Source organism: Dolichospermum sp. UHCC 0259, assembly GCF_009711935.1.
In the GTDB taxonomy this organism is placed as follows: Bacteria; Cyanobacteriota; Cyanobacteriia; order Cyanobacteriales; family Nostocaceae; genus Dolichospermum.
Map to the genome: position 1 here is coordinate 23,353 of NZ_VIKX01000220.1, position 18,681 is coordinate 42,033.

Sequence of the window (18,681 nt, forward strand, 5' to 3'; positions counted from 1 at the left end):
CACGATCTGGAGATTTAGGCAGGAATATCGCACTATCACTCATGTTAGAGATCAGAACTCGGTTTGTCTTCAAAACGTTTAACAATCCGAGAAAGTTCTGCTTTTTCGTCTATACTAACGCGGGTAGGCGCACCACTAATAATGCGCTCATAATTACGGAATGAATCTTTAATATCAGGGCCATCTGCCGTAATATTGTATTCACGAATGCCTTTATCGTGCCATGAGCCACGCATTTTGAATACGTTAATTGCCCGCGACATTTCTCCCCGAATTTCCACATATTGTAACATCAAAATCGTGTCTGTAATTGTAGAAATGTGGGAATCAGTAATGGAATTAGAACCCAGAAATTGGTCTGTGGTATTGGTAAAAAAACCAGTAATTTCTTCTTGTTTAGCATAACCTGTTACCCCAATTACAAACTGACGAAAAGCGTTATTACTAACACCTCTAGCCATTGCCGAAAGTGAATCAATGGCAATTCGAGCAGGTTTAAAATGGGAGATTTCTGATTTAATAATTTGTAAGTGATCCTCCAAACCAGTTGATTCAGGATAGGTACAAATAATTTTCAGTAACCCTTGATGTTCTAATTCTTCAAAATCTATGCCCCAAGAATGGGCATTTCGGGAAAGTTGGGCGCGAGATTCTTCATAAGCAAATAATATGGCTCGTTCACCATTAATGCAGCCATCTTGAATAAACTTACTAACTAATAAAGTTTTCCCAGTCCCTGTAGCTCCTGTGGCTAAAATAATGGAATCTTTAAAGAAACCACCACCACACATTTCATCCAGAACTTTCACGCCCGAAGACACGCGCACATTGGAAGATCGTTGTGTTAACCGCATTGCTCCTAAGGGGAATATATTAACTCCTTCATTGGTAATTGTGAAGGGATATTCACCTTTCATGTGAGTTGTTCCCCGTAACTTGAGAATTTCAATGGTTCGACGGCGGCGTTCTCCTTCTAAGACGTTACGAGAAATTACTACATTATCAGAAACAAATTCTTCAACTCCAAAAGATGCTACCGGTCCATATTCTTCACCCCGTTCAGTGGTAATGATAGTGGTGACGTGCAATTGTTTCAGCCGTGCTACTAAACGAAAAATTTCTCGCCGGACGACTCCGATAGCTTCATATTGTTGGAATATGGCTGTCATGGAATCAATGGAAACCCTTTTTGCTTTATATTTACGAATGGCATATTGTAAACGTTCAATCAGGGCAGATAAATCAAAATTACCTACTATGTCTTGACCTTCAGGGTCAGGAGATGCGTCGAGAATAAATAATTTACCTTCGTCAATTAAACGTTGTAAATTCCAATCAAAAATATGGGCATTTTTAATAATGTCACTGGGTGATTCTTCAAAGGTGACAAATACTCCTGGTTCGTCGAAGTAGGTGATGCCATTATAAAGGAATTGCAATGATAATAAAGTTTTGCCAGTTCCTGAAGTTCCACTAACTAGAGTAGTTCGACCAACAGGCAAACCGCCATGACTAATATCGTCAAAGCCTTCGATCATTGTGCGAATTTTTTCGACACCAATAGGTATTTTTTTTTGTTCAGGTTGCTCTTTTTTATTCATGGTTTATCTAATATGGATATTCAACCCAGGTTTTTAAAATCAAGAAGGTTTTTAATTATTTTTAATAACTAAATAAATATACCAAATTGCAGGTAAATAAATTCCCAAATTTTCATCAAAAAGTGGCTAACGCCACGACTTTACTCGGAATTATTACTTTTTGCTTTCTAAGTCCTACATTTTGTATTATTCTTTCCCATATTCTTCGTTCAATTCTTCATAAAGCAGATCCAACCCAATTAATACTCTTTCTCTATCTGTTAAATCACCAATAATTTTCCGCACTGGAGGAGGCAGAATTTTTGATAGTGTTGGTGTAGCGAGTATTTTATCTTCTTCGGCTAACTGGGGGTTTTTCAGGACATCAATTACTTTTAAAGCATAAACTCCTTGAAATTCTTCTTCTAAAATATTTTTGAGTGTTTTCAAAGCCCGCATTGAGTTAGGGGTATTTCCTGCTACATATAGCTTGAGAACATAGGTTTTTTTAGCTTCATTCATACAATATCAACTCCTAAAAATATAGAGGTAAAAGTTCAAAAGTCGTAGAATTACATACACATTTAAGTATAATTAAACCATAAATGTAAATAAAAATTCTACTTTGTGGCATTCAACTGATTTTAGCAACAGAACAGCGATAAACTTCACAAAGATGTGCCAAAATATCTATTAAGGTTAAACGATAATCGAGCAGTGTTTCATCACTTCTGCCTTCTATTCGTAATTGCTTGGCAAATTCATCAATGATTTCCATGTGCATTTCTATAATTTGTGGTATGGGAATACTGGTGTAAAATAAAGCATTAATAAATTTATCAAGTTTTTCTTGTAATGTTTTGTCACTGATAAAATAATTTATAACAATTTGACGGTAATCTGCTTTAAGTTCTGCTAACAGTTCTTGTTTTTCAGTAGCAGTCATATCTTGAAAAGTTTGGTTCTTTTTTTGTTTGCTAAAAGCCAAGATATGATGATCTTGAATATCTAATTTTGGCAGAGGGTTTTGTGGCTGAAAATGGGACAAATAGTATATCGGACAAGGTATCGGCTGCCAGTCCCATTGAGTTATTATCCCCTCCAGAAAATTCCAAATTTGCAAAACTAAACTTTTATACTTCTTTGTTCTAAATGTTCTATCGAGAATTTGTTTTATATTTGTTTGTAAAAGCAATATAGGTAATAACATCTACTGTTTATAGATCATGAATTTTTGAGTGGGAGATATATCGGTCTATAATGAATGATACTTACACTAAGTAGGATGACTGACAAATTCTTTGATGACGCATTAAACTCAGGGAGAGTTATGACTGATGGATAGTGGGCGATCGCATATCTAGCGGCAGATAGATTACATTATTTCACTTATTGATAAGATACTTAAACGAACTTAAAGAATTGTCGCATTTTAAATCATTATAATTCCTCAAGGTTCTAAAACGAATCTTTAGAGCCATAATTATTGTTGTAGTTGTCACTAAATAAAAAATGACGACTTTCAATACCAGTAGCAAGTTGCTGAAGATAGTTGCTTGCTGAGGAGATAAACTCACATCTTGCACCCCAAAGGTAAAAATATTGGTAATTGGCGGCGAGACAATGGATGTCTATGACGGAGTGTGACCGGAAGTCATAGCTAAAATGGCTAGTTTGAAGAGGTCTGTCAATTGTAACCAAAATCGCTGATAGCGTGGCGTAGCCATTCTAAATATTCTTGGAGGATATTGCTTCAGGCTTGAAGACCATCTAAACCAAGTGCTGATGGTAATGCCTAAGTTGATCACAAGAAGAAAGACCACTGAGGACTTATTTTAATGCTACAGTACCCACTTGATGAATTTATAGCAACTGTGCCAATGTGCTGGGAAACAAATACTCTGGCAGCAGCGTTGGCTATTTTTGTTAAAGAACAGTGCGATCGCTTGGTAATAGTCAATTCCCAACAACGTCCAATTGGTGTATTGTATTCTGCTCAATTACTACCACAACTCTTAGCAGCGGAAACTGATAACTATCTCTTAAATTTACAACAACCACTCTCACAGGTGGATAAATCTCTCATAGAACCAATACAGATCATACCAGCAGCAGCAAATCTGGAAAAATTCAGTTTGGTTCTCAAGCATCAAGAAACCCAACAACAAAGTAACTTAGATTGGGCGCTAGTTGATTCAGATGGTAAATATTTGGGAATCCTCAATACTTTACGCCTATTAACACTGTTAGCTCAGAAGAAAATTTCCCTTAGCTCAACCAAAGAAGAAGAAAGTCACAAGTATACGACAAGCACCAAAACTTATACAGCCAATAAACACCAACCCAAAATACACAAATCCATAGTCCACTTATTGGCTAAATTACCCTGGCCAATGATGTTACAAACTAGTCAAGGCGAAGTAATTACGCAAAATATCGCTTGGTGGCAACAACTAGGAGTATTAAAAGATCCTGAAGGCATTAGAAAACAGGTAGAGACTATACTTACTCCCAAATATATTTATGCCAATCCTCAAGAAAATCAGAAAACCGATAATTTCACAACGCACAGACAAAGAACCTCACTATCAGCTTTCCCTTTTTTACAAGAATCACCTCTATCTGTAAAAGACGGTTCTAACCACTGCGTTTTAGATACGCAATTGGGTATTTGTACTTGTGTGGTTGAAATTAAAACTGGTCAGGAACGGATTTGGCAGTTTGCAAAAATTCCTTTAGATAGTAACGAGTTAAAAATTTGGGTTTCCGAATCAGAATTACCAGAAAATTCTGAGGAACTATGGTTAATATTAGCCACAGATGTAACTGAACAACAACAACTTTGTAAAGAATTAGCAGCAAAAAATGCTGATTTGATTCAACTCAATCGCTTAAAAGATGAATTTTTAGCTTGCATTAGTCATGAATTAAAAACACCATTAACAGCAGTTTTGGGACTATCTCGCCTTTTGGTAGATCAACAGTTGGGACAACTAAATGAGCGTCAAGCCCGTTATGCTGGATTAATTCATCAAAGTGGCAGACATTTGATGAGTGTGGTCAATGATATTTTAGATTTAACTCGCATGGAAACAGGACAGATGGAACTCACCCTGACTCCAGTCCAAATTCAAGTAGTATGTGAAAGGGCTTTTTCAGACGTTAAAAACATTCATCATCAAACTAACAAAGCTAAACAAGTATCTCCACCAGACAATCAAACTTTATCTAATCACCAATTTAGCCTAGCAATTGAACCAGGTTTAGAAGAAATGGTGGCAGATGAATTACGCTTGCGACAGATGTTAGTCCATTTACTTTCCAATGCCTTTAAATTCACAGAAATATCTGGAGAAATTGGCTTACGGGTAAGCCGTTGGGAAGGTTGGATTGCCTTTACTGTTTGGGATACAGGGATTGGTATTCCTGAACAACAACAACATTTAATCTTTCAAAAATTCCAGCAATTAGAAAATCCTCTCACTCGCCAGTTTGAAGGAACGGGTTTAGGATTAGTATTAACGAGAGCTTTAGCTCGTTTGCATGGTGGAGATGTCAGTTTCTTATCTCGTGAGGGTAAAGGCAGTCAGTTTACCCTACTTTTACCTCCCAGTCCACCAAAATCTAGTTTTAATGAGTTTGAAGATATAGTTTCTAAGATAGAAATAGGCAATGTCATTAATTCTTCCTCTCAAAATCTCAACAGTTCTTCCCAAAGATTGGTTTTAGTAGTGGAAGCAGTAGCTCAATATATTGAGGAATTAACTGAACAACTCAAAGGTTTAGGTTATCGTGTTGTTATTGCTAGATCAGGCACAGAGGCACTAGAAAAGGCTCGCCGCTTACAACCAAAAGCGATATTTTTAAATCCTTTACTGCCTTTACTTTCTGGTTGGGATGTGATGACTTTACTGAAATCTGATGTTTTAACTCGTAATATTCATGTGATTGTCACAGCCACAGCGGCAGAAAAAGACCAAGCATTTACTAAACAAGCTGATGGTTTTTTAAGCTTACCAATTAAGCATCAAGCCTTAGCATCATTGTTAGAAAAAATATCAATATCGAGCGAATTTCAGCATTCAGAACTGGAAAATAATAGTATCAATTCTCAAAATATTCCTTTGCGAATTCTCAGATTAGTACATCCAGAATTAGAGGTAATTAATCTCTATCCTTCTCTGCGAGAACATCGGGTGATTGAAGTAGATGATTTAGATCAAGCAGATTTGTTAGCGCGAGTTTGGCAGTTTGATGTAATTTTACTAGATATGGGAATTTCTACTGCTCGCACTTATCTACAACAATTAACTAAACACCAAAGATTGGCAACTTTGCCATTGGTAACTTGTGATGTTGCGACTACTTTAGCTGCTTCTCAAATACCGGGATTGTCTGTATTTCCTTGTTTAAGTCCTTTGACTCAGGAAAATAATAATCAAAATTATCAACAAAGTGCTTTGTCATCTGTATTACAAATTGCTGCTGGTATTTGTTGCCCAATCAATATTTTAGTGGTAGATATAAGTATGCTGAGTGATTTACCCAAAGGAAAACGCAAACCAATCAAGGATGATCAGTCAGTCAAAAATTGTTTTCTCAATTTTGAAGATGAGCAAACTAATCGCGGATATGAGTGGTTTCAAGCTTTAATTCAATACTTACAAACTGCTGGTTTTAGAGCTTCTATTGCCAGTTGTTGGTCGGAGGTTGTGCAACAAGTTAGTAATGAAAGTGTTGATTTACTGTTAATTTGCTGGCATGAAACGGCAATTAATAAGGAAGTGCAAAAAGCTATAGAATCGTTGGGGAATTTACAATTAAATTTGCCACCAATTTTGGTACTTGACCAAAAATTAAATGAACCTAATTATGGAAATATGGCAAAATCTCGAAAACAAAGATATACATCTTCTGTGGAAACTGCGGTTCGAGGAATTGCTACCCAAATCTTACCTCGTTCTATTTCAATGGAAGAGTTATTAATTCAGATCAATCAATCTTTAACAAATTAGACTATGATTTATTTGATTCATTTGATTAAGATGATTGTAACAATGACAATAATCAATCAAAACTATGATTTGTTTGATTTATTTGATTGTGATGATGACAATAATCAATCAAAATAATAGATGATCACATAAATCACATCAATCAAGAAAATCATAGTTTAAGACAAGTTATCTGATTTGGATGTTTTCAAAGGAACGCGAATCAGATGATAAGCACCTTTGATGGCTAGACTTTTGTAATTATCGGGTGGTAAGTCCATTTCTTGAAGTTTTCCCTGTTCAACTAAGAGTAATAATGATGGTGGTTTAGTTGGTTGGGATGCTTGCTTTTGAATATATTCAAGAGCCTGTTGAGCAAATTTGATGTAATTAACATTTTTGTGCGTGTAGAAAGTCACGGTAGGCTTTTTGAAACCAACCATAATTAATTCTTCATTGGGTTGTTTTGATTCAACAATGAGGGCGGATAATTCTCTGAGAGGAAGTTGACGCTGTTGATCCATGATGGAAACAGCAGGCATTAAAACGATCGCAATAAAGGCAATAAATCCTAATAAGTTAATCGTAATTATCTGTCGGTAACGGTGATTTAAGATGAAGATGGCGGTGGTAATTGTAGATAAGAACCAAATTATGCCTCCAAATTTGAGAATGCCTGATTTCTCCATTTGTAGATATAATTCAGGAGCAGCGGGATCAGGTCCAGCAATTCGGGTAAGATTAAAGAGAGCGATCGCTAAAATAGTCAAAAATCCTACGTTTATCCAAGCACTGATGCGTAAAAATTTGGGAGGCGTTGGGGTAATAGTAGGTGAACTGGGGAAAAGATCACTCCAAAATAATGCCACAAGCATTGCCGCTGCTGGCATTAAGGGCAATACATAGCTGGGCAGTTTGGTGACGGAAATTGTGAAAAATCCAAAGACACCCAGAAACCATATACAAGTAAATAAACCTAGTTGTTGAGATCGTTCTTGGTTTAACCAGTGCGATCGCTGCAAAAGATTCACTCTCACTAGAGCCGCAGGGATGTACACTGAATAAGGTGCAAACCCCAATAAAACGACTAAAAAGTAAAAATACCAAGGGGCTGAATGACCATTCACTACTTCGGTAAAACGGTCTATATTGTGATAGATAAAAAAGGCATTAATAAAATTCCAGCCGTTGCGCCAAGTTACTAAAACATACCAGGGAAGTGAGATAACTAAAACGATCCCCATTCCCAAAATCGGCCGCATTTCCCGCCACAGTTCCCAGAATTTCCCGACATATACGCCAAACGCAATCATAATCAGTCCTGGTAAAACAATACCTACCGGACCCTTCGTTAATATTGCCCCAGCAATTAACATATAACAAGCTAAATACCATTTATTCGGCAGTCGCCAATTAGCAATTACTATAGGAGCTTGATTTTGAGCATATCCCAGGAAGAAACATAACAAGCTTGAACCTATGCAGCCGTTAAGTAACATATCGGAAACACCAGTTCTTCCCCAAACAATCATTTCTGCGTTAAGTGCCATTAAGGCTGCGGCTATGGCGGCTGTAAAGTAACGTCTGGGCAAATTAGTAACTTGTTCCAATTCGTCTTTTTGAGCAAAACACCACTGCACAGTATAAAACGCCAAAGCAATTACACCCATTGCTGCCAATGCTGAAGGGATACGGACAGCCCATTCATTTACTCCCATAATAGAGTAGGCGATCGCCTGACACCAATAAATCAAAGCGGGTTTATCAAAACGAGTTTCACCATTAAAAAACGGCGTAATCCAATCACCAGTTACCAGCATTTGCCGGGAAGCTTCAGCAAACAGCGGCTCAGTTTCATCAATTAAGCCCACATTTCCCAAATTCCAGCCAAAAGCTATCCAACCAATCACCAACAACCACAGGGACGAAACAGCCACAAATAGGACTGGACGCTGTTCTAAATTATTCAACCACTTATCAACCACTTGCCGAGGAACACCCAATTTCATACTCATGAATTCATACTCAAAGACACGGAAATCCTGTCCTTACCAATACACAACAGTTTACAATTCAAAATACCTCTTTCGAGGAGCTTCCCTATCAAAATTCAAACAACTCCTTCTTTCTTCATCCTGACTCCTGACTCCTGACTCCTGACTCCTGACTCCTGACTCCTGACTCCTGACTCCTCCCCCATCACCTATTTTCTAACACCAACTGCCATTCTTGAGTTTGAGGATTCCATTGTGGAGAAGAAGTTTCTCCCACAACATAGGGTCCCCAATAGCGCCGAGAACCATCTTGAGCAAAAGCCACTAAAATATCACCTTTCTCTAGCTTTAAATTACCTTGAGGCAAGGATAAAACTAACCCATTCTCATTTCCTTCTTGGGGAGCAAAATCCCAATGAGCCGGAATACCAGATTTATTTTTATTGGCAGTGGCACTTTTTTGAGATGATTGTCTGGCTAATAATGCTAGACGTACAGGTTGAGTAGTTTTGTTGCTCATACGAAGTGATCCAGTAGTCTTGGTTTTACTATCTGAATCAAACCGATAGGCTACAACCGTAGATTGATTTTTTTGTGAACTTGATTCTACTGATTCACTTGGTGTACTATCTAAATTGATTGCATCAGTGCTATTAACCGTGTTTGTCACCATAGGTGAATTTTTTTCTGGATTTGTAGACTCAAAGGATACTCTCATGTCTAAGCATCCAGTTATGATCCCCATGAATCCTAATACAGAAAAACCTATAATGAAGTTACGATACCGAAGAGCCAAGTTTTTCATAATGATATAGATTTAGAAATAAGATTTTTTGTCAGCTAAACCCAAATAATTGGTGATTGGTTATTGTTTTCTGTCCCTATTCCCTGTTTCTTTCTTCATGCAAAATACTCGTCTAAACAACCTATTAGAAACAATTTATAGAAGCTTGAGTGAATGGTTTCTGAATCCTTGGCGACGGTTATCATTACTACTAATTAGTTTTTTGTTTGGTTTTTTTTTGGGATCGGCAGTATCAACAACCACTGGACAGAAGGCAGAATTAGACATTGTGGTAGCTGCATTTTTAGTGCTATTCACGGAAATTACCAGTAGGATATTTTACAGTCGCAGTTTTTTTGCTCGGCAAGCATTTTGGGTGGAAACACTCAACTATCTCAAGGTTGGTTTTATTTACAGTCTATTTCTAGAAGCGTTTAAGCTGGGTTCGTGATGTTATGAGCAGTGAATGGCTAAGTAAAATTTTGACAACGGACACATCTTGGCAAGTATTAGCACAAGCCGCAGCATTGGCAGATCCTTTGCAAGCTAAGGTGTTTAATATTACTTCTGATAATGTGGCTGAAGTTATGCAAAATAGAGGGGATTTACTGAAGTTAGTTTTCCCTGATTTTAGTCAATTTTGTCAAACTAGCCTAAAAACTGATCCTCAAGGAATGCTGGAGGTATTGTGGGATGTATGGCTACCTTTGGGAATAAAAATTGCAGCACAGCGTCGAGAGTCAGGTAAACCTTTTATTCAGGGAATTTTAGGCGCACAAGGCACGGGTAAAACCACAATGTCCAGGGTACTGGGTTTGATTCTCCAGCAGTTGGGATACAGGACCTTAAGCTTGTCTTTGGATGACTTATATAAAACTTATAGCGATCGCTTGGCTTTAATGCAGCAAGATCCCCGTTTAGTTTGGCGAGGTCCGCCCGGAACCCACGATATTCACCTAGCTTTCAGTGTACTCGATCAGATTGCTCAAAGCAAGAGTCCTGTGATAGTTCCTAGATTTGATAAATCTGCTCATGGCGGTGCAGGCGATCGCACTACTTCTGAGATTATCACAAATCCCATAGATATTGTTCTGTTTGAAGGTTGGTTTGTGGGCATAAAACCAATTCCTCCCCAAGCATTATTGACTCCTCCGCCACCTATTCTTACAGACGCAGATAGACAATTTGCCTCTGATATGAATCATCAACTGAAAAGTTATTTACCACTTTGGGAAAAATTAGATAGTTTGATAGTTCTTTATCCCACAGATTACCGTTATTCTTTAGCATGGCGCAAGCAAGCAGAAAGACAAATGATTACTGCTGGTAAATCAGGAATGTCTGACGCACAAATAGAAGAATTTGTGAATTATTTTTGGCGTTCTTTACATCCTGAATTATTCATTAATCCTTTAGTCAAATCATCAGAAGTTGACTTAGTAATTGAAATTAATGCTGATCACAGTTTTGGAAAAATCAGAAAAACTATCTGAGGTTATTAAATTCATCCTCTGTAATTTCTAATTGTTTAAGAATTTCCTGAAATAGCCAACCGCCGATTTCAGCATTTCCAATCATTAGGCAAGGATTTACCAGCCTCTAAATATTCTTCCGATAGCATTTCAAAAACATGGTTTAACTCTGAACGAGCTTCTTCATGGGTTTTTCCCCAAGCATGACATCCTTTAATTGCTGGAACGTAAGCAACAAATGTGCCATTATCATCGGGGCGTAAAATAATTGTATAGTCAACTAGTTTTTTGTTTATCATATTATTTCCTTGTTAAATACTTGTGATTAAAAAGCGATTTTCCTGACTCGTGGGCGGGGAAACCCCGCCCCTACGGATAAATTACTTTCCTGTCTGTAGTGTTTCTACTAAATCATAAAAAGGTTGCCAATTATCCTCTTCAGTGATTCGTTCCCAAACGGACTCAATTACAGGTCTTAATAAAGCTGTTTTCGGATTGGATGCAGTTAGAGTTTTACCAATTTTATCCATTTGCTCAAGATCGAAATGATTGAGAATTTTATGATAAAGAAAACACCAATTATCAAAAGTTGCTGATGTTCCTAATGGGGGAATAATTTCTGAACCATCCATCACCAAAGCTGGATCATCTCGCCATTTAATAGAAAAGGTAGCAGCTATATCAGCAAAGAACTGATGATAACCAACTTGACTATCACGTAAAAAGGTAATAGTTAACCGCAAAAATTCATCAGCTTCCTTTAACTGTAAATTTTCAAAACCCAATTTTCTCAACATCAAAGCCCGATATTCAGCTTGGTAATATTCAGCAAACTTAGATAAAGCAATATCCAAATCACCTTGATCAATTATCGCCTTTAAAGGTTCTTGCAATAGTTCTAAATTCAACTTACAAATCCCTGGTTGCTGACTGTAACAATAACGTTTATAATAATCAAAATATGCCGCTGTAAATTGGAGATCGTAAGTAGGAATAAACGCATAAGGTCCATAGTCAAAACTTTCTCCAGTAATAGACATATTATCAGTATTCAAAACTGCATGACAAAAACCCGCAGCCATCCATTGGGCTACTAATTCAGCAACACGCTGCACTAATTCAGCATAAAATAAAGCATACTTATCATTTTCAGCCTGTAAATGGGGATAATACTGTTCAATAACATGATCTAACAGCTTTTGAGTTAAATCAGGTCTTTTGAAATAGTTTAATCGTTCAAAAGTACCAAAACGAATATGAGATTTACTCATGCGAATCATGACAGAAGAACGAGTTGGCGAAGGTTCATCACCTCGCCACAGTCCTAAACCCGTTTCAATCATGCTCAGACAGCGAGAAGTACGAACTCCTAAACGATGAAGTGCTTCAGCGGCGAGAACTTCCCGCACTCCACCTTTAAGGGTTAACATTCCGTCACCACCACGCGAGTAGGGGGTTCTTCCCGAACCTTTTGTGCCAAAATCGTATAATTCCCCATCAATACCCCGCACTTGTCCATAGAGAAAGCCTCTACCGTCACCTAATTGGGAGTTATATTGTCCAAATTGATAACCGTGATAACGTAGCGCTAACAGGGGTTCTCGTCCCTCAAATTTACCAAAAGCGTTAATAAAATCTTCGTCTTTAACTACTTGGGGATCAACTCCTAAGCGTGGTAGCAGTGCATCATTGCGCCAACGCAACATAAGTTGGGGAAATTCCTCGGCGACAACTTGATCATAGTAATCATCACCTAGAGATTCTAAGGCTGATTCATAGTTGAGGGTAAGTAAAGGATTAGTAGCATGAGTGTGATTGGGAGTTTCATCCAAAGCCATAAAAATTACGCTTAATTGATATTTCTTTAATAATAGACAAAAAAGCTTACCATCTTTCTATTTAATAGCCTGATAGTTTTTTCTTACTCAGAGGCGCTTCAGTCGCAAAGAGAAGCTTATGAAAATTATTCAGAACTTACGCAACTAACACATTGGTAGAGTGAGTCAGACTGCATAAATCATGCAAATAAGCAGATTTTTGATATCTCGCACACCCTGTAACAGATTTTTAGTGTGACATTTGCGTAAGTTCTATTATTTATATTCGTCAAATGCTTTCAAAACATTCTTTAAGGATTACAATATTCACATAAACTAGGATCAGCAAATTCTTGATTGTTAGGAAATAATTGTTGTTGGCTAAAGTTGCATTTTTGACATTGAAAAATTACTGCTTTAATTAATGAAGTTGGCTGATGACAAAGTTCACAGGGTAGTCCAGGTATTTTTTGATTGATAATAAAACCAGGCGTATGACATTGGGGACATAAACTATTAATTTTATTAATTAAGTCTTGAGTAGCCAGAGCAATATTTTTCATTCTGGTAGGATTATACATTGCTCTCATGTCTGTTTCTATATTAAATTTACCGTTTGTGCTTTTTATGGCAATTTCTACTGAATTGATCAGGTTTTCTTTGCTGTTAATACCTTTAATAAATTCTGTTTTTCCTAGTGATACATTATCAAATGAAATGATTAAACTATGTTCAGGAAAACCAATTTTTTGAGCAAATTCTTCAGCTTCTTCTAAGCAGGAGATAGTTTGATGATTAAAATTAGTTTCCATAGAAAATATTTCACCAATAATTTCTAAATTATTTTCTTGATCCAGAAAAATAATGATTTCTCTGTTAGCATAAATATAGGGAATTAGAGGATGAGGTGTAAAACTTCCTTCACTAGCAATTACTATTTTTTCCTCATACATTTCCAAGGCTTTTTGAGCTTTTAACCTCGCAGTAATAACCTGTGTGTCTGGACGTTGAATTTCCCTAGTAAAAGTTCCAAAAACATCAGTATTTAAGCCTTCAGGAACTATCACATTAATTCCCAAATGTTCTTTTAATAAAGGAGAAATTACTTTTTCTTTATTGTGCATTGTCGCCAAAATAGCCACGCGATTATTATATATTGACATAATTCTCTCCCTTATTATCTATTAGCTCCCCGACTTCTCTAAGAAGTTGGGGATCTGAGTTATTGAGTTATTATAAATTTGGTCGCCAGTGAGGATTTGTTAAACTTGTGAAAATATGATCTTCCCATTTACCATTAATCATTAAATAATCTCTAGCATATCCTTCAACGACAAAACCAGCCCTTTTAAGAACATTACCACTACGGCGATTATGTGGCATATAATTAGCCATAATGCGGTGCAGATTTAATTCTTGAAAAACATACTCTGTGGAAATAGATAAAGCTTCTGTCATGTAACCATAACCTTGGGCTGATTCCGCCAAACTATATCCTAAATGACAAAATTGAGCAGCACTATAAACAAAGTTGCTAAAATTAGCAGTTCCCAGAACTTTTATCGGTTGGTGTTTTCGATAAATAAATAGTTTTAATGAATATTTGTTAACAAATTCCCAAAAACTTGTTTCTACTTGATACTCCCAATATTCATCGGTGAAAAAGTTTTCATCCCATTTAGGATAAAATGGTGTGAGATATTCTTTGTTTTCCGTAAAATATTTGAGTATGTGAGGAATATCCTCCATCACTGCCATTCTTAATATTAGGCGATCGCTTGTCAGAATTGGTGGCTCTGATGTCATATCCTCAAATTTCAATATTTTGTATCAGCTATACTAATTAAAAATTAAACCACAAGACTGTAAAAAGGATAATAACAGTGGGAATACGCTACGATTGGCAACCAGCAGAAATATTGACAATATATAATACACCATTTCTAGAGCTAATTTATCAAGCCGCAACAGTGCATCGTCAATATCACAAACCTGAACAAATACAAGTTTGTAAGCTTATCTCTATTAAAACTGGTGCTTGTCCAGAAGATTGCGGTTATTGCGCTCAATCTTCTCGCTACAAAACCGAGGTAAAACCCGAAGCACTGTTAGAAAAAGAAACGGTGATAAATATTGCCAAAACAGCTAAAGAAAGCGGTGTAAGTCGCGTTTGTATGGGTGCTGCTTGGCGAGAAGTTCGGGACAATTCCCAATTTGAGGAAGTCCTGGATATGGTTAAGGACGTAACTGGGATGGGTTTAGAGGTATGCTGTACCTTGGGAATGTTGACAGAAAATCAAGCCAAGCGGTTAGAGGATGCAGGATTATATGCTTATAACCATAATCTTGACACCTCAGAGGAATACTACAGCACTGTAATTACAACTCGAACTTATAGCGATCGCCTGAATACAATTGCCAATGTTCGCCAAACTAATGTTACCGTATGTTCGGGCGGTATTCTCGGTTTAGGGGAAAATGTGAGCGATCGGGTGGGAATGTTACATACTCTCTCAAATTTACAACCTCACCCCGAATCTGTACCCATCAATATTCTTTCCCAAGTTCCCGGTACACCTTTGGAAAATCAACCAGATGTCCCCATTTGGGATGTAGTGCGGATGATTGCAACTGCTAGAATTATTATGCCTAAATCTGACGTGCGTTTGAGTGCAGGTAGGGCGAGACTTTCCCAAGTAGAACAGGCTTTATGCTTCATGGCTGGTGCAAATTCCATCTTCTCCAGCGATGATAATAAAATGTTGACGGTGACTACTCCTTGTCCCGATTATGACGCAGATAAAGAAATGTTGAACTTGCTAGGTTTAGAAATGCGTCCACCGTTTCAAAAGCAGGAAAAAACACCTAATCTAGCGATGATATAACAATTGAAAATTACCTCTCCCTGACTGGGAGAGGACTCGAATATGCTAGAATTTAGGATGAATTTTAAGCAGGTGATGAAGATGACACAATCCACACCCCAAAGAGTTGTCCGTCGTGGTCGAGTATTTCCCGAAATTCAGTGGACTGATGAACAAAAAGCTCAAGATAGAGCTAGAAGAAAGGCATTTTCTGATCGTTGTTGGGTAATTTTTGAGCGTTTAAAACCAGAAATATTAGATAAATATTATGGTTGGTATATTGCTATTGAACCTGATAGTGGTGATTATTTTCTTGATCAAGATAAGGAAGTAGCCAGTAAAATGGCCAGAGAAAAGTATCCTCATGTTATTCATCATATTTATGGCATTAATGAAACGGGAGTTAGTGGCAGAATATGATTGAGGGAAGATTTGGAGAAAATGGACAAGTTTATTTTGAAATTGATTTAATTGGGTCTGTAATGTATCATTGAATATTAGGATTAAACCACCTTCTGTAAAGAATACTCGCTTAAAGTTCTTAACCAAAATTTTAAATAACTTCGTAAACGAAAAGACTATGTATATACGAAAAGTTGAAATTAAAAATTTGTGGGGAAATAATTATTCATGGACACTCAATCAAGACGTGAATGTTTTGATCGGTAAAAACGGTTCAGGGAAATCAACAATATTCAAAATGCTTAACGCAGCAGTTCAGCCAATTGAAGACAGTCAACTTAATTTTAGATTATTTGATCCTATTGATGAAATGATTATTGCTTTAGAAGAGGATATTGTCATCAGAGTTGATAGTGAAAACAGAAGTATCACTGGTAACAAAGAAGGCATAAACTATACATTAAATACATCATTTATTAATACTTTTGATGTGATTGAAAAAAGTATAGACCCAACTCTCACATTACTTGATTACCAATTAGATAAGCTAAAACTAGAATTTGTGACTTATCAAAGGGATTTATCAAATAAAGTTGAAGCAGCCTTAAAAGAAGATGACGGAGAAACTAGATTAAATCAATTAGCTAAAATTGAAGCTATATATGAACCGAAAAAAAAATTTATTGAAATAATAAATAAACTATTTTTTCATACAGATAAAAAATTTGATGAAAAGGAATTTCATTTTATTAAGAAAGCTATCCAAACTCCAATATTACCCCAAGATTTGTCATCTGGGGAAAAACAAATACTGATTATTTTATTACAAACATTATTACAAGATAAACAACCTTATATATTATTAATGGACGAACCAGAAATATCATTACACATTGACTGGCAAAGAAGTTTGATAGAACACATCAGACAAATAAATCCAAATTGTCAAATTATTATTACAACCCATTCACCTACTATTTTTTATCAAGGCTGGATTGAAAAAACAACAAGAATTGAAGAAATTAAATCTGCTGTTGATAATTCAACAGAAATTACGACAATTATAGAAAAAAATACACAATCACAAGGTCGTGTAGAAAAAATAAAAAATGATTTTAGAAGTTTTTCTGGTAGTAGATTTGCTAAAATTTATCAATTTAATCGCCGCGTAAAAGCATATACTTCATTTACAAAAGATGAATGTCTGGAATTATTGAATTTTCTCCAAGAAAATCAGATTGATCCTGATGTAATCACTTTTACTACTCTTATTTCTAAACTGAATAATTATCCTGATGCAAAATGTATTTTTGATTTAATAGAAGCAGAAACTTATACTAAAGCATCTCACGTCAAGCCTAATGATATAACACTTAACACTTTGATAAAAAAAGTTAATACAGTGGAAGAAGGTCTGGAACTTATTCAAAATGTAAGTAATCACGAAAAATTGCAATTATATCCTGATATAATTACTTTCAGCACTTTACTAGGTAAAGCTAAAAACACAGATGAAATTAATTTACTAGAAGAAATGCGAGAATATTATAAAATAAAACCAAATTATAGATACTTAAATAAATTAAAATTTAAAAAGTAATATGATGAGAGATCAAGATTATCAAATGTTTGCTGACCGAATGGTAGAAGATGCCTTTATGAAAGATTGCGATCTTTCTGTATTAGTTGAAGATGTTTATGATCAAAGATTTTGGGAATGTATTATTGAAAATGTCAAACCAGATTTAAAAGATAAAGTTGATTTCCCAAATCCTACTCCAGAGGGAACTCGCGGAAAAAGTATTTTGAAAAAGTTTAAAAATTGCGTCAGTAAGAAAATTATTATTTGCGTTGACAGTGATTGCGAATACTTGTATGATCATAACGTCTGGTATATTGATAAATATATTTACCACACAGTTGTTTATAGTAAAGAAAATTTCCAATGTCATCATTTATCATTACATCAAATACCAAAGGATTTGACCAATGAACGGTATGATTTCAAGAGTTTGTTGGAAAAGATTTCTCTGATGATTTCTCCAATATTTTATTTTTGGTTCTATTTTAAAGAAAATAACTTCAAAGATTTTGATAATCTTATAAGCAATGAAAAATTTGCAACTATTTTAAGTTTTAAAGGTACTCAATTTGAGACTCTTGGAGATGAGAACCTTTTATATCAGAGTATTGAGGATAGAGTGAAAGCTGAATTGCAAAATCTTAAAATTTTAATGGGTGAAGGTTGGTATGACGCAACTTTTGAAAATGATATTCCTGAAATAAGAGAACGATTAAAAGAAAAATCTTCCATACAGGAAGAAAGAATTTTAGACTTTTATTATGGACATAGTGTATTAGAAGAATTTGTTCAACCTTTTATGATAAAAATTATTGAAATATTGAAGAATAGAAAAATAGAGGAAGTAAAGCAGACTCTAAGTGCAGCACCAGAAAAAGTTATTAATGAAACAATTAGTCGGATTGAAAATATTGCAAGAAAAGATATTGACACTAAATTAAGTGACAGTTTTAAATATCTTATTGATCGTAATATTGATCAGAATATGGAAAAAATTAAAGAAAAATTAGCTAAAGAACTGAATTAGTTTTGTTTTAGTTTTGTTACTGTTATAGAATGAAGACAGACACGATATTTTACACATTACTACAAAATCTCCCCAGTGTATTATTTGAACTGCTAGAACAGCCCCCCACACTAGTGGTCTGTCAAGCAAAAAATTGTGAATTTGAGAGAGAATAGGGGGGCTATT

Annotated in this window: 17 protein-coding genes; 8 read left to right on the forward strand and 9 right to left on the reverse strand. The window is 35.8% G+C overall.

Annotated elements, in window-relative coordinates:
• Window positions 1–44 precede the first annotated feature (44 nt).
• The 3 genes from kaiC to FJR05_RS18680 form a co-directional block, all read right to left on the reverse strand.
• The gene (gene kaiC / locus FJR05_RS18670; RefSeq protein ID WP_168645506.1) at window positions 45–1,601 is read right to left on the reverse strand and encodes a circadian clock protein KaiC; all 1,557 of its coding nucleotides are present in this window, start codon (window positions 1,599–1,601) and stop codon (window positions 45–47) included.
• Window positions 1,602–1,787: 186 nt separating this feature from the next.
• A complete protein-coding gene (kaiB, locus tag FJR05_RS18675; RefSeq protein WP_168645507.1) occupies window positions 1,788–2,102 on the reverse strand; it encodes a circadian clock protein KaiB in 315 nt (104 codons plus the stop codon).
• A gap of 112 nt (window positions 2,103–2,214) precedes the next feature.
• Window positions 2,215–2,790: a KaiA family protein gene (locus FJR05_RS18680; RefSeq protein ID WP_168645508.1), complete on the reverse strand. Its 576-nt coding sequence runs from the start codon at window positions 2,788–2,790 to the stop codon at window positions 2,215–2,217.
• 628 nt (window positions 2,791–3,418) lie between these two features.
• Between FJR05_RS18680 and FJR05_RS18685 the strand changes: the two genes are divergently transcribed.
• Window positions 3,419–6,595 (forward strand): ATP-binding protein, encoded by a 3,177-nt coding sequence (locus FJR05_RS18685; RefSeq protein ID WP_168645509.1) that lies wholly within the window; start codon window positions 3,419–3,421, stop codon window positions 6,593–6,595.
• Between the two features lie 158 nt (window positions 6,596–6,753).
• Here FJR05_RS18685 and FJR05_RS18690 read toward each other — a convergent pair whose 3' ends face one another.
• Window positions 6,754–8,589: a glycosyltransferase family 39 protein gene (locus tag FJR05_RS18690; protein WP_168645510.1), complete on the reverse strand. Its 1,836-nt coding sequence runs from the start codon at window positions 8,587–8,589 to the stop codon at window positions 6,754–6,756.
• A gap of 184 nt (window positions 8,590–8,773) precedes the next feature.
• Window positions 8,774–9,241 (reverse strand): hypothetical protein, encoded by a 468-nt coding sequence (locus FJR05_RS18695; protein ID WP_371416912.1) that lies wholly within the window; start codon window positions 9,239–9,241, stop codon window positions 8,774–8,776.
• Between the two features lie 229 nt (window positions 9,242–9,470).
• Between FJR05_RS18695 and FJR05_RS18700 the strand changes: the two genes are divergently transcribed.
• Together FJR05_RS18700 and FJR05_RS18705 are read left to right on the forward strand one after the other, a co-directional pair.
• Window positions 9,471–9,803 carry a DUF565 domain-containing protein gene (locus FJR05_RS18700; RefSeq protein ID WP_168645512.1) on the forward strand — a complete coding sequence of 111 codons (333 nt, stop codon included), beginning with the start codon at window positions 9,471–9,473 and terminating at the stop codon, window positions 9,801–9,803.
• A gap of 4 nt (window positions 9,804–9,807) precedes the next feature.
• A complete protein-coding gene (locus FJR05_RS18705) occupies window positions 9,808–10,845 on the forward strand; it encodes a glycerate kinase (RefSeq protein ID WP_168645513.1) in 1,038 nt (345 codons plus the stop codon).
• A gap of 68 nt (window positions 10,846–10,913) precedes the next feature.
• Here the strand turns inward: FJR05_RS18705 and FJR05_RS18710 are convergent, their stop codons facing one another.
• From FJR05_RS18710 to FJR05_RS18725, 4 genes are all read right to left on the reverse strand, one after another.
• Entirely contained in the window at window positions 10,914–11,123 is a 210-nt protein-coding gene (locus FJR05_RS18710; RefSeq protein ID WP_168645514.1) for a type II toxin-antitoxin system HicB family antitoxin, read from the reverse strand.
• 81 nt (window positions 11,124–11,204) lie between these two features.
• Window positions 11,205–12,662, reverse strand: a complete 1,458-nt coding sequence (locus FJR05_RS18715; RefSeq protein WP_168645515.1) for a YdiU family protein — start codon at window positions 12,660–12,662, stop codon at window positions 11,205–11,207.
• 290 nt (window positions 12,663–12,952) lie between these two features.
• Entirely contained in the window at window positions 12,953–13,804 is an 852-nt protein-coding gene (locus FJR05_RS18720; protein ID WP_168645516.1) for a DUF6671 family protein, read from the reverse strand.
• A 70-nt stretch (window positions 13,805–13,874) separates the two neighbouring features.
• Window positions 13,875–14,447: a GNAT family N-acetyltransferase gene (locus FJR05_RS18725; protein ID WP_168645517.1), complete on the reverse strand. Its 573-nt coding sequence runs from the start codon at window positions 14,445–14,447 to the stop codon at window positions 13,875–13,877.
• A 77-nt stretch (window positions 14,448–14,524) separates the two neighbouring features.
• Here FJR05_RS18725 and bioB point away from each other — a divergent pair, with 77 nt between their 5' ends.
• From bioB to FJR05_RS18750, 5 genes are all read left to right on the forward strand, one after another.
• Window positions 14,525–15,526, forward strand: a complete 1,002-nt coding sequence (gene bioB / locus FJR05_RS18730) for a biotin synthase BioB (RefSeq protein ID WP_371416913.1) — start codon at window positions 14,525–14,527, stop codon at window positions 15,524–15,526.
• Between the two features lie 81 nt (window positions 15,527–15,607).
• Entirely contained in the window at window positions 15,608–15,925 is a 318-nt protein-coding gene (locus FJR05_RS18735) for a hypothetical protein (RefSeq protein ID WP_168645523.1), read from the forward strand.
• A 160-nt stretch (window positions 15,926–16,085) separates the two neighbouring features.
• Window positions 16,086–17,507: an AAA family ATPase gene (locus FJR05_RS18740; protein ID WP_168645518.1), complete on the forward strand. Its 1,422-nt coding sequence runs from the start codon at window positions 16,086–16,088 to the stop codon at window positions 17,505–17,507.
• A 1-nt stretch (window position 17,508) separates the two neighbouring features.
• The gene (locus tag FJR05_RS18745; RefSeq protein ID WP_168645519.1) at window positions 17,509–18,516 is read left to right on the forward strand and encodes a DUF4435 domain-containing protein; all 1,008 of its coding nucleotides are present in this window, start codon (window positions 17,509–17,511) and stop codon (window positions 18,514–18,516) included.
• Between the two features lie 29 nt (window positions 18,517–18,545).
• Complete coding sequence (locus FJR05_RS18750) at window positions 18,546–18,671, forward strand: Rpn family recombination-promoting nuclease/putative transposase (protein WP_254446978.1); 126 nt, start codon at window positions 18,546–18,548, stop codon at window positions 18,669–18,671.
• Window positions 18,672–18,681 lie beyond the last annotated feature (10 nt).